Origin of the sequence: Enterobacter cloacae complex sp. P16RS2, from assembly GCF_014982155.1 — a bacterium.
GTDB lineage: Bacteria > Pseudomonadota > Gammaproteobacteria > Enterobacterales > Enterobacteriaceae > Enterobacter > Enterobacter cloacae_M.
The window spans coordinates 45,937-57,810 of record NZ_JADCKW010000002.1 but is presented as its reverse complement, the minus strand read 5'-3'; the positions used below and the strand labels follow the sequence as shown (position 1 = coordinate 57,810).

Sequence of the window (11,874 nt, the reverse complement as noted above, 5' to 3'; positions counted from 1 at the left end):
CCAACTGAGCTAACGACCCACTTTTACACTGTTTTCACGTTGTTTGATATCCCGTGGCAACGGCGGCATATATTACTGATTTAAGAATTCAGCGCAACAAAAATTTCGATGAAGATCACTTAACTGCTTACGAATCATGCTGCACGACCAGAAATAACGCGATTTCTGGTCATGCGATAATCATCCCATCGAATTCAGACGTTTTTGCGCCTGCTTAGCACCTTCGGTACCCGGGAATTTAGAGACCACCTGCTGATAAACCGCTTTGGCTTTCGCAGTGTCGCCTTTGTCCTGCATGATGACGCCCACTTTGTACATCGCATCAGGCGCTTTTGGCGATTTTGGGTAGTTTTTTACCACGGAGGCAAAATAAAACGCCGCATCGTCCTTTTTACCCTTGTTGTAATTCAGCTGACCGAGCCAGTAATTGGCATTTGGCTGATAAGTGGAATCAGGGTATTTCTTAACAAAGTTCTGAAACGCAGCAATCGCGTCATCCTGACGAGATTGATCCTGCACAAGGGCAATAGCCGCATTGTAGTCAGTATTCGCGTCACCGCTCTGTACAGGCGCGCCTGTTGAGGCTGAAGCATCAGCAGATGGCGCTGGCGCAGACGTCGCAGCACCGCTCTGATCGCCTGCGGCTGGCTGTGCTGCTGCACCACCGCTGCTCAGGCTATCTATCTGCAACAAGATTTGCTTCTGACGTTCCACAACCTGGTTAAGCTGATACTGGCTTTCCTGAATCTGACCGCGGAGAGAGTCAATATCATTCTGGTTATCGGAAAGTTGTTGCTGGAGTTGGGTTAAAAGCTGGCTATGAGCGTTAGAAATACGCTCGAGTTGAGTGACCCGGTCTTCTACCGAGCCTGAGCCGACACTACTGATTGGTGCCTGAGCAAAAGCGGCCCAGGGGGCCGCTATTCCAACCAGTAACGACAGACTCAATAGATGATGTCTGAAGTTACTGCTCATGCAATTCTCTTAGTAAACCAGTACGGCACGACGGTTTTTGGAGTAAGCCGCTTCGTCGTGACCCAGTACTGCAGGTTTTTCTTTACCGTAAGAAACGATGGAGATCTGGTCAGCAGAAACGCCTTTACCCTGCAGGTACATTTTAACAGCGTTAGCACGACGTTCACCCAGGGAGATGTTGTACTCTGGAGTACCACGTTCGTCCGCATGACCTTCTACGGTGACTTTGTAAGATGGGTTGCTACGCAGGAAGTTAGCGTGAGCATCCAGCATCGCAGCGAAGTCAGAACGGATGTCGTATTTATCCAGATCGAAGTAAACGATGTTGTTCTGCTGCAGCTGCTGCATCTGAAGACGCGCTTGCTCTTCAGAAGACATGTTGCCATTGCCGTTCGCGTCCATACCGGTGCCGGCACCCATCATGCCTTCGCCGCTCTGGTCATTGCTGGCGTTCTTGTTAGAAGAACACGCTGCGATTGCCATTACAGGCAGAGCGATCATCAGCCCCTTCAGCACTTTGTTCAGTTGCATTTCTATGATTCCTTTAGTAATCAATTAATTATTATTTACAGATACGGCGACCAGGCAGGTGATTTTACCTGTCCATCAGTTGCCGGAATACGCGCTTTGAAACGCCCATCTGTAGAAACCAGATTCAGCACAGATCCCATCCCCTGAGAAGAGCTGTAGATTACCATCGTGCCGTTAGGTGCCAGACTTGGCGTTTCATCCAGGAACGTTGACGACAGAACTTGAACGCCACCCGCTACCAGATCTTGTTTGGCAATGTGCTGCTGCCCACCGTTGGAGCTCACCATTACCATAAATTTACCGTCGCTGCTCACGTCTGAGTTCTGGTTCTGCGAACCTTCCCAGGTAATACGCTGCGGAGCACCGCCGTTGATGTTGACTTTGTAGATTTGTGGACGGCCGGCCTGGTCAGAAGTAAACGCCAGGTTTTGGCTGTCCGGGAACCATGAAGGTTCAGTGTTGTTGCTGCGACCGTCGGTAACCTGACGGATCTGACCAGAGCCAATATCCATCACGTACAGGTTCAGGCTACCGGTTTTTGACAGCGCAAAGGCCAGTTTGGAGCCGTCCGGAGAGAACGAAGGCGCACCGTTGTGACGTGGGAACGACGCTACCTGACGAACAGCACCGTTTGCCAGCGTCTGGATAACCAGCGCTGAGCGGCCGCTTTCGAAGGTTACATAGGCCAGTTTAGAACCGTCCGGAGACCAGGCTGGAGACATCAGCGGCTGTGAAGAACGTTTCACCAGGAACTGGTTGTAGCCGTCGTAGTCAGATACGCGCAGCTCATACGGGAACTGACCACCGTTGGTCTGTACCACATAAGCAATACGGGTACGGAACGCCCCTTTAATGCCGGTCAGTTTTTCAAATACCGCATCGCTGGCAGCGTGTGCCGCGTAGCGCAGGTACTGCTTAGTGACCTTATAAGAGTTCTGTGCCAGAACGGTACCCGGTGCACCGCCGGTGTCCACCAGCTGCCAGGCCACGTTGTAAGAGCCGTCCGGGTTAGGCGTAACCTGACCCACAACCACGGCATCAATACCCAGCGCAGACCATGCTGCAGGCTGTACTTCCTGCGCGCTACCCGGCTGCTGAGGCAGACGAGAACGATCTAACGGGTTGAATTTACCGCTGTTACGCAGGTCAGCCGCCACGATGCCACCGGCATCTTCAGGCGCAGCGCCAGGACCTGCCCACTGGAACGGAACAACACCGATTGGGCGCGCCGAGTCCACCCCCTGGGTGATCTCGATACGTACTTCTGCGTGCAGTACTGCTGCCCACAGCATTAAAAAACTAAATGCTACACGTAATGCCTGCTTCATCATATCTCCCTTATCCGGGTAACCTTACCCACGATAATTTAGCAGAATGTTAACAAACTCAAATAGACAAAACTACCAGAACCCTGTGACTAAACCTGGTCTATTTTTCCCCGTTTGCACGGGGAAAATGTAACTTAAGGTTTGAAGTCCAGCGGCGCATTTTTGAAGACTTCGTAAACTGCCTGAGATGGCGGTTTAGGCATCTTCGCCTGACGCGCTGCAGCCAGGGCCGCAGTACATAAAGCCGGGTCGCCACCTTCAGACTTAATATCCAGCAGCATGCCGTCCGGAGCCAGTTTTATACGCAACGTACACGTTTTACCGGTATAGGAAGACGCATCATAGAATCGGCTTTCAATAGCGGATTTAATCTGCGCGGCATAACCGTTGATTTCAGCCCCTGTCGCACCGTTACTCTTAGTGTTACCACTTCCCGTCGGCGCTGCGTTGTTTCCTTTCGCCCCACCGCCCGTTTTCGGTGCATTCTTACCGGAGCTCAAATCGCCCAGCAGATCGTCAACCCCTGCGGCGGCAGCGGCTTTTTCAGCGGCTGCGGCCTTTTTGGCAGCCGCTTTATCAGCAGCAGCTTTCTTATCGGCAGCGGCCTTCTCAGCTGCAGCTTTCTTATCGGCGGCAGCCTTCTCAGCTGCAGCTTTTTTATCGGCAGCGGCCTTCTCAGCAGCGGCTTTCTCAGCAGCAGCCGCTTTCTTCGCGGCCTCGGCAGCAGCTTTCTTCTCTGCTTCCTGAGCGGCTTTTTTCGCGGCTTCCGCTTCGGCTTTCTTCTGAGCATCAGCGGCGGCTTTCTTCGCGGCTTCCGCTTCAGCTTTCTTCTGGGCATCAGCAGCGGCTTTCTTCGCGGCTTCAGCTTCAGCTTTCTTCTGAGCATCAGCTGCGGCTTTCTTCGCCGCTTCTGCCGCTAATTTTGCCTGGGCATCAGCCTGTGCTTTCGCGTCCGCTGCGGCTTTAGCTGCCGCCTCTTCCGCCTGCTTTTGCTGTTCCTGTGCTTTCTTCGCGGCCTCTTCGGCTTGTTTCTGCTGCTCTGCCTGCGCTTTCGCGGCTTCCTGCGCCTGCAAACGTTCCTTCTCAAGCTGCTTCAGTCGCTCCTGCTCTGCGGCCTGCTTTTCACGCAGTTCTTCCGCCTGCTGTTGCGCCTGTTTTTCACGCTGCTCTTCGGCCCGTTTGGCACTCGCCTTCTGCTGTTGTTCGCGATTATAGTTCTGTACTACCGCACCGGGATCCACCATCACGGCGTCAATGGAAGACCCTCCACCGCCGCCGGCTGATGCATCAATATGCTCGTCGAACGAACTCCAGATCAGCGCTGCAAAGAGAATCACGTGCAGCACTGCGGAGACGATTATCGCTCGCTTAAGCTTGTCGTTCTGTTCGGTTGCCTTTGACACTATCGGTTCCCAAAAACTACGCGGATGATCAAATAGGTTGGGTCATTAAGCCAACTGACTTAACACCCGCACTATGTAGCAAGTTTAGCGCTTTAATAATTTCATCGTAGGGTACGTCTTTCGCGCCACCGATTAAGAAGACCGTTTTCGGATTTGACTCCAGACGACGCTGCGCTTCAGCAATAACCTGCTCAGGCGGCAGCTGATCCATACGATCTTTCTCTACCACGACGCTGTATTGCCCTACGCCGGAAACCTCAATGATAACCGGAGGATCGTCATTGGTGCTCACCGCCTGTGATTCTGTCGCATCCGGCAGATCCACTTCCACACTCTGGGTAATGATTGGCGCTGTCGCCATGAAGATCAGCAGCAGTACCAGCAGGACGTCCAGCAGTGGAACGATATTGATTTCGGACTTGAGCTCGCGACGACCTCGTCCACGCGATCTGGCCATGGTTTACCCCTTGTTGCTCTCGGTGCTGGTAAACGCCTGACGGTGCAGAATCGCAGTGAACTCTTCCATAAAGTTGTCGTAGTTCAGCTCCAGTTTGTTCACACGCTGGTTCAGACGGTTGTAAGCCATAACCGCAGGAATTGCCGCAAACAGACCGATAGCGGTCGCAATCAGTGCTTCAGCGATACCCGGTGCAACCATCTGCAACGTCGCCTGCTTCACCGCGCCCAGCGCGATAAAGGCGTGCATGATCCCCCACACGGTACCAAACAGACCGATATACGGGCTGATGGAGCCGACAGTGCCGAGGAAAGGAATGTGCGTTTCAAGGTTTTCCAGTTCACGGTTCATAGAGATACGCATCGCACGCGAGGCACCTTCCACCACCGCTTCCGGCGCATGATTGTTTGCACGATGCAGACGAGCAAACTCTTTGAAACCGCTGTAGAAAATTTGCTCGGAGCCGGTCAGGTTTTCACGGCGCCCCTGGCTTTCCTGATACAGACGAGAAAGCTCAATACCCGACCAGAACTTATCTTCAAACGCTTCAGCTTCACGGCCAGCGGCATTGAGGATACGCGTTCTCTGGATGATGATGGCCCAGGATGCGATTGAAAAACCAATCAAAATCAACATGATAAGTTTAACCAGAAGGCTTGCCTTCAGGAACAAATCAAGGATATTCATGTCAGTCACTGCTTAAACTCCGCGACAATAGACTTAGGAAGCGCACGAGGCTTCATTATGGTTGGATCAACACAAACAATCAGCACTTCAGCTGAGTTCAGTACGGTATTCTCTGCGTTGACTATCCGCTGCGTGAAAACCAGTGAGGTCCCGCGCATTGATGTAATTTCAGTTTGGACTTCGAGCATATCGTCGAGTCTGGCAGGCGCAAAATACTCAAGCGTCATCTTGCGTACCACGAAGGCAACTCGCTCAGCCAACAGCACCTGTTGACTAAAGTGATGATGGCGCAGCATCTCTGTGCGTGCCCGTTCATAAAAAGCAACGTAGCTGGCGTGGTAAACCACACCACCGGCATCGGTATCTTCGTAATAGACACGAACCGGCCATCGAAACAGCGTTGTATTCACTTTACATCCCGGTAATGCAACAAAAGTTAATGCTTTTAAACTTCGCTACTATACGCGCGGGAAAGAGGGTTGGGAATGGGAGAAAGTAAACGGAGAGTAAATTTTTATGGGCTCGGGTAAGCCCATAACGTTAACGGACATTTCTTATTCAGACGAAGAAGAAAATCAAACCGGCGAGAAGCACCAGATCGGCAATCAGCGGGCAAAAAATTCCCTGCCAGTGAATGGCTTTCGGACGAAAGCCGACGCCGTGGATCACACCTGCGCACACCGCCCACATAATGAGAAAGCCGTGCCAGATTTCAAGCTCGCTGGTTTTCGCTGCAAAGCGCGAAGGGTCCCAGAAGATACAACCTGCCAGCAGTAATGCCATCACTAAAGAAAGCGCCCGTAACGGGCGCTTGTCCATTACCGCGTAAAGCGTCGCGATAATATTCATCAGTGTTTTTCTTCACCCGCTTTGGTCGCTTCGACGTGCTCAAGCGCCAGGGCTGTGATGACACCAAATGCACAGGCAAGAAGCGTCCCTAAAATCCATGCGAAATACCACATATTCAGCTCCTTACTTAGTACATAGAGTGGGTGTTGCTTTCGATATGTTCTTTAGTGATACGACCGAACATTTTCCAGTAACACCAGATGGTGTAGGCCAGAACAATCGGAACGAACACGCAAGCAACATACGTCATCAGGTTCAGCGTCATATGGCTGGACGTTGCGTCCCACATGGTCAGGCTAGCATTCAGCATGGTGCTGGATGGCATGACGAATGGGAACATCGCAATCCCCGCCGTCAGGATGATGCACGCCAGGGTCAGCGAAGAGAACACGAACGCCAGCGCGCCTTTCTCCAGACGAGACGTTAATACTGTCAGCAACGGCAACAGCACGCCCAGAGCCGGGATCGCCCACAGCGCAGGGGTGTTATTGAAGTTCACCAGCCATGCGCCAGCCTGACGCGCCACTTCTTTGGTCAGCGGATTAGACGGCGCAGTATGGTTGATTGCAGACGTCACCACGTAGCCATCGATACCGTACACCACCCACACACCGGCCAGTGCAAAGCAGACCAGCGTGACCAGCGCAGCGACCTGAGCCGTCGCACGAGAACGCAGATGCAGTTCACCAACCGTACGCATCTGCAGATAGGTTGCGCCCTGAGTGATGATCATCGCCACGCTCACCACGCCGGCCAGCAGACCAAACGGATTCAGCAGCTGGAAGAAGTTACCGGTGTAGTAAAGACGCATGTATTCGTCCAGGTGGAACGGTACGCCCTGCAGCAGGTTACCGAACGCCACGCCGATCACCAGCGGTGGAACGAAGCTACCGATGAAGATGCCCCAGTCCCACATGTTGCGCCAGCGGGTGTCTTCAATCTTGGAACGGTAGTCGAAACCAACCGGACGGAAGAATAAAGAGGCCAGCACAAGAATCATCGCCACGTAGAAGCCGGAGAACGCAGCCGCGTAGACCATCGGCCAGGCAGCGAACAGCGCGCCGCCAGCGGTGATCAGCCACACCTGGTTACCGTCCCAGTGAGGGGCGATGGAGTTGATCATGATTCGACGCTCGGTGTCATTACGACCGAGGAAACGGGTGAGCATCCCCACCCCCATGTCGAAACCATCCGTGACAGCGAAACCGATCAGCAGAACGCCAACCAGCAGCCACCAGATAAAACGCAATACTTCATAATCGATCATTTGATGACTCCTGTCTTAGCGTGCCGGCTGAGTAGTCGCAGTGGACTGCTCGTAGTGATAGCGACCGGTTTTCAGGCTGCTTGGGCCAAGGCGCGCGAACTTGAACATCAGGAACAGTTCAGCCACCAGGAACAGGGTGTACAGACCACAAATCAGCAACATGGAGAAGATCAGGTCGCCCGCTGTCAGGGACGAGTTCGCTACCGCCGTTGGCAGTACCTCACCAATCGCCCATGGCTGACGGCCGTACTCCGCAACAAACCAGCCGGATTCGATAGCGATCCACGGCAGTGGAATACCGTACAGCGCGGTGCGCAGCAGCCATTTTTTCTCGCCGATGCGGTTGCGAATCACGGACCAGAAGGACGCCGCAATGATCAGCAGCATGATGATGCCGCAGCCCACCATGATACGGAATGCGAAGTACAGTGGCGCAACGCGTGGAATCGAGTCTTTGGTTGCCATCTGGATCTGCGCTTCTGTCGCATCAGAAACGTTCGGGGTATAACGCTTCAGCAGCAGACCGTAACCCAGATCTTTCTTCACGTTGTTGAACTGGTCGCGAACGGCCTGGTCAGTAGAACCGGCACGCAGCTGTTCCAGCAGCGAGTAGGCTTTCATACCGTTACGGATACGCTCTTCGTGCTGAACCATCAGCTCTTTCAGACCGGTCACCTGCTTATCAACAGAACGGGTGGCGATGATACCCAGCGCGTAAGGGATCTGAATGGCGAAGCGGTTTTCCTGCGCGTCCTGATCGGGAATGCCGAACAGCGTAAAGGCAGCAGGCGCCGGTTGGGTTTCCCATTCGGCTTCGATGGCAGCCAGTTTGGTTTTCTGCACGTCACCCATTTCGTAACCGGATTCATCACCCAGAACGATAACAGAGAGGATTGCAGCCATACCGAAGCTTGCAGCGATAGCAAAGGAGCGCTTAGCAAACGCGAAGTCACGACCGCGCAGCATGTAGTAAGAGCTGATGCCCAGTACAAACATCGCGCCGCACACGTAGCCAGAAGCGACGGTGTGAACGAATTTAACCTGCGCAACCGGGTTCAGGACCAGCTCGGCAAAGCTGACCATCTCCATACGCATGGTTTCGAAGTTGAAATCAGACGCGATAGGGTTCTGCATCCAGCCGTTCGCCACCAGGATCCACAGCGCGGACAGGTTCGAACCTAATGCCACCAGCCAGGTCACCGCCATATGCTGGACTTTACCCAGACGATCCCAGCCGAAGAAGAACAGACCTACAAAGGTGGATTCGAGGAAGAATGCCATCAGACCTTCAATGGCCAGCGGCGCACCGAAGATATCCCCTACATAGTGGGAATAGTAAGACCAGTTAGTCCCGAACTGGAACTCCATGGTCAAACCGGTTGCCACGCCCAGCGCGAAGTTGATACCAAACAACTTGCCCCAGAACTTGGTCATATCTTTATAAATCTGTTTGCCGGAGAGAACGTATACCGTTTCCATAATGGCCAGCAGGAACGCCATACCGAGCGTCAGTGGCACAAACAGGAAGTGGTACATCGCGGTCAAGGCAAACTGTAAGCGCGACAGTTCGACTATATCTAACATCATGACTCCTTGCTCATCGCATGAAGACTCCGAGAGTGAACCCCGTCAGAGAGAGATCCACACGCATGCCCCAATACAAATTATTCGCATCCTTGTCGTCGTTATTACCCTGAAGGAGGATAAAAACGATGACGTGAGGTTACAAATACGTTAATAAAAAACTCAAATTGATCCCGCAAATATAATACGCTGCAAAACCCTTACAATAAACAGGTTTTTATTGAATCACATTTACGTTTTTCGACGGCGATCAATTTATAGCAAAATTACCACTTTTCGGCCATTTTGATCGGGGACAATTTACAGCCTTTTGATGGGTTTTTCCAAGGATTAAACATTGATTTAAATCAAAAACAATCCGTTGTGTTAAATGTGTTTTGATGCGGTGAACATAGTAAAAACCATGTTAAAGATATGTATATAAAATACAATTAAGGTTATCAACTCGATTGATGAATATAAACAGAAGTGATTTTTATTAACTCAGAAGCCCGACTGCCTAATTTATTCAGGACATAAATTCTAGTGCGTTTTTCGTTTTTTTCCATCCGCTCTCTTTAAGGTAAATAAATAACAATTATTTTACTTTTATCCCCCTCTCTAATTAACACCCAATTGTGACTATTGCATGTCGCCCGGCAGGCAATAAAAAAGGCCGCTTTACAGCGGCCAACCATGTCGAAACGGACATTTTTATACTTCAACGCTCCCCTTTCGGGAAGCAGAGAGGACTTACTTAATGATGGATTTCAGTGCTTCGCCGATATCCGCCAGGCTGCGAACGGTTTTCACGCCTGCGGCTTCCAGCGCTGCGAATTTCTCATCAGCCGTACCCTTACCACCGGCGATGATCGCGCCCGCGTGACCCATACGCTTGCCTTTCGGCGCGGTCACACCCGCGATGTAACCGACAACTGGCTTGGTCACGTGTTCTTTGATGTAAGCAGCGGCTTCTTCTTCCGCGCTACCGCCGATCTCACCGATCATCACGATCGCTTCGGTCTGTGGATCTTCCTGGAACAGCTTCAGGATGTCGATGAAGTTAGAGCCTGGGATCGGGTCACCGCCGATGCCCACGCAGGTGGACTGGCCGAAGCCGTAATCGGTGGTCTGCTTAACCGCTTCATAGGTCAGCGTACCGGAACGGGACACGATGCCCACTTTACCCGGCTTGTGAATGTGGCCCGGCATGATGCCGATTTTGCACTCGCCCGGGGTGATAACGCCAGGGCAGTTCGGGCCGATCATGCGCACGCCTGCTTCATCCAGCTTCACCTTCACGGTCAGCATATCCAGCGTCGGGATGCCTTCAGTAATAGTGATGATCAGTTTGATGCCTGCGTCGATCGCTTCCAGAATGGAGTCTTTGCAGAACGGAGCCGGAACGTAGATCACGGTCGCGGTTGCGCCCGTCGCTTCTACGGCTTCACGCACGGTGTTGAACACCGGCAGGCCCAGGTGGGTGGTGCCGCCTTTACCTGGCGTTACGCCGCCAACCATCTGCGTGCCGTAGGCAATCGCCTGTTCGGAGTGGAAAGTCCCCTGGCTACCGGTGAAGCCCTGGCAGATAACCTTGGTATCTTTATTAATTAAAACTGACATTATTTCCCCTCCACTGCGGCAACAACCTGCTGAGCTGCATCCGTCAGACTTTTCGCTGCAATAATATTCAGGCCGCTGTCAGCCAGTTTTTTCGCGCCGAGTTCAGCGTTGTTACCTTCCAGACGCACAACAACCGGAACGTTAACACCCACTTCTTCTACCGCACCGATGATACCGTCGGCGATCAGGTCGCAACGAACGATGCCGCCGAAGATGTTAACCAGAACGGCCTTCACTTTGTCGTCAGAGAGGATGATTTTGAACGCTTCGGTTACGCGCTCTTTGGTTGCGCCACCGCCTACGTCGAGGAAGTTTGCTGGCTCACCGCCGTGCAGCTTAACGATGTCCATGGTGCCCATTGCCAGGCCCGCACCGTTAACCATACAGCCGATGTTGCCGTCCAGCGCTACGTAGTTCAGCTCCCACTGTGCAGCCTGTGCTTCACGCGGATCTTCCTGAGACTGGTCGCGCATTTCGCGCAGATCGGACTGGCGGAACAGCGCGTTACCGTCAGCGCCCAGCTTGCCATCGAGGCAGATCAGGTCGCCCTGAGTGGTGATCACCAGCGGGTTGATCTCGATCAGCGCCAGGTCGCGCTCCAGGAAGATGTTCGCCAGACCCATGAAGATCTTGGTGAACTGCTGAACCAGCTTGCCTTCCAGGCCCAGTTTGAACGCCAGCTCGCGCCCCTGATAAGGCATCGGACCTGCCAGCGGATCGATGGCCACTTTGTGGATCAGGTGCGGGGTTTCTTCCGCCACTTTTTCGATTTCCACGCCGCCTTCGGTAGACGCCATGAAGACCACGCGACGGGAGCTACGGTCAACAACCGCGCCCAGGTACAGTTCTTTTGCGATGTCGGTCGCCGCTTCAACCAGGATCTGGTTAACCGGCTGGCCGTTCGCATCTGTCTGGTACGTTACCAGACGCTTGCCGAGCCAATGTTCAGCAAACGCACGAATCTCTTCTTTGCTCTTAACAACCTTCACACCGCCCGCTTTACCACGGCCACCAGCGTGAACCTGACACTTAACTACCCAAGGGCCGGAACCGATTTTAGATGCGGCTTCTTCTGCTTCACGCGGGGTAGTACAGGCATAACCCACCGGAGCCGGTAAGCCATACCGGGCAAACAGCTGTTTGGCCTGATATTCATGTAAGTTCATGTGTTCTATCCATCCTTCAGGTAAT

The 11,874-nt window shown here is 52.9% G+C and carries 13 protein-coding genes; all 13 read right to left on the bottom strand.

All coding sequences use genetic code 11. The annotated features are described in order from the left end of the window. Window positions 1–180 precede the first annotated feature (180 nt). A complete protein-coding gene (cpoB, locus tag INF68_RS00650) occupies window positions 181–975 on the bottom strand; it encodes a cell division protein CpoB (RefSeq protein ID WP_109846278.1) in 795 nt (264 codons plus the stop codon). Window positions 976–984: 9 nt separating this feature from the next. Further along, window positions 985–1,506, bottom strand: a complete 522-nt coding sequence (pal, locus tag INF68_RS00645; RefSeq protein WP_003858578.1) for a peptidoglycan-associated lipoprotein Pal — start codon at window positions 1,504–1,506, stop codon at window positions 985–987. Window positions 1,507–1,541: 35 nt separating this feature from the next. Further along, complete coding sequence (gene tolB, locus INF68_RS00640) at window positions 1,542–2,834, bottom strand: Tol-Pal system beta propeller repeat protein TolB (protein WP_008501103.1); 1,293 nt, start codon at window positions 2,832–2,834, stop codon at window positions 1,542–1,544. 134 nt (window positions 2,835–2,968) lie between these two features. Then, window positions 2,969–4,237, bottom strand: coding sequence for a cell envelope integrity protein TolA (gene tolA, locus INF68_RS00635; RefSeq protein ID WP_126785942.1), 1,269 nt, complete (start codon window positions 4,235–4,237; stop codon window positions 2,969–2,971). 28 nt (window positions 4,238–4,265) lie between these two features. After that, window positions 4,266–4,694, bottom strand: a complete 429-nt coding sequence (gene tolR, locus INF68_RS00630) for a colicin uptake protein TolR (protein ID WP_003858589.1) — start codon at window positions 4,692–4,694, stop codon at window positions 4,266–4,268. Between the two features lie 3 nt (window positions 4,695–4,697). After that, window positions 4,698–5,390, bottom strand: coding sequence for a Tol-Pal system protein TolQ (gene tolQ / locus INF68_RS00625; RefSeq protein WP_008501101.1), 693 nt, complete (start codon window positions 5,388–5,390; stop codon window positions 4,698–4,700). Continuing rightward, window positions 5,387–5,791: a tol-pal system-associated acyl-CoA thioesterase gene (gene ybgC, locus INF68_RS00620; RefSeq protein ID WP_003858593.1), complete on the bottom strand. Its 405-nt coding sequence runs from the start codon at window positions 5,789–5,791 to the stop codon at window positions 5,387–5,389. The genes tolQ and ybgC overlap by 4 nt, the downstream gene beginning before the upstream one ends. Before the next feature lie 148 nt (window positions 5,792–5,939). Then, window positions 5,940–6,230: a cyd operon protein YbgE gene (ybgE, locus tag INF68_RS00615; protein WP_126785943.1), complete on the bottom strand. Its 291-nt coding sequence runs from the start codon at window positions 6,228–6,230 to the stop codon at window positions 5,940–5,942. Beyond that, a complete protein-coding gene (gene cydX, locus INF68_RS00610) occupies window positions 6,230–6,343 on the bottom strand; it encodes a cytochrome bd-I oxidase subunit CydX (protein ID WP_003858598.1) in 114 nt (37 codons plus the stop codon). Before cydX ends, ybgE begins: the two co-directional genes overlap by 1 nt. A 14-nt stretch (window positions 6,344–6,357) precedes the next feature. Continuing rightward, window positions 6,358–7,497, bottom strand: coding sequence for a cytochrome d ubiquinol oxidase subunit II (gene cydB, locus INF68_RS00605; RefSeq protein WP_126785944.1), 1,140 nt, complete (start codon window positions 7,495–7,497; stop codon window positions 6,358–6,360). A gap of 15 nt (window positions 7,498–7,512) precedes the next feature. Continuing rightward, on the bottom strand, window positions 7,513–9,081 hold the full coding sequence (cydA, locus tag INF68_RS00600) for a cytochrome ubiquinol oxidase subunit I (protein ID WP_023310795.1): 1,569 nt from the start codon (window positions 9,079–9,081) through the stop codon (window positions 7,513–7,515). 732 nt (window positions 9,082–9,813) lie between these two features. Continuing rightward, window positions 9,814–10,683 (bottom strand): succinate--CoA ligase subunit alpha, encoded by an 870-nt coding sequence (sucD, locus tag INF68_RS00595; RefSeq protein WP_008501094.1) that lies wholly within the window; start codon window positions 10,681–10,683, stop codon window positions 9,814–9,816. After that, a complete protein-coding gene (sucC, locus tag INF68_RS00590) occupies window positions 10,683–11,849 on the bottom strand; it encodes an ADP-forming succinate--CoA ligase subunit beta (protein ID WP_126785945.1) in 1,167 nt (388 codons plus the stop codon). Before sucC ends, sucD begins: the two co-directional genes overlap by 1 nt. Between the last annotated feature and the right edge of the window lie 25 nt (window positions 11,850–11,874).

Coding starts and splice junctions, on each gene's coding strand:
- ybgE (WP_126785943.1), bottom strand. CDS start 6,230: ATGAATATTATCGCGACGCTTTACGCGGTAATGGACAAGCGCCCGTTA.
- tolB (WP_008501103.1), bottom strand. CDS start 2,834: ATGAAGCAGGCATTACGTGTAGCATTTAGTTTTTTAATGCTGTGGGCA.
- cydA (WP_023310795.1), bottom strand. CDS start 9,081: ATGTTAGATATAGTCGAACTGTCGCGCTTACAGTTTGCCTTGACCGCG.
- cydB (WP_126785944.1), bottom strand. CDS start 7,497: ATGATCGATTATGAAGTATTGCGTTTTATCTGGTGGCTGCTGGTTGGC.
- sucC (WP_126785945.1), bottom strand. CDS start 11,849: ATGAACTTACATGAATATCAGGCCAAACAGCTGTTTGCCCGGTATGGC.
- pal (WP_003858578.1), bottom strand. CDS start 1,506: ATGCAACTGAACAAAGTGCTGAAGGGGCTGATGATCGCTCTGCCTGTA.
- tolR (WP_003858589.1), bottom strand. CDS start 4,694: ATGGCCAGATCGCGTGGACGAGGTCGTCGCGAGCTCAAGTCCGAAATC.
- sucD (WP_008501094.1), bottom strand. CDS start 10,683: ATGTCAGTTTTAATTAATAAAGATACCAAGGTTATCTGCCAGGGCTTC.
- cpoB (WP_109846278.1), bottom strand. CDS start 975: ATGAGCAGTAACTTCAGACATCATCTATTGAGTCTGTCGTTACTGGTT.
- cydX (WP_003858598.1), bottom strand. CDS start 6,343: ATGTGGTATTTCGCATGGATTTTAGGGACGCTTCTTGCCTGTGCATTT.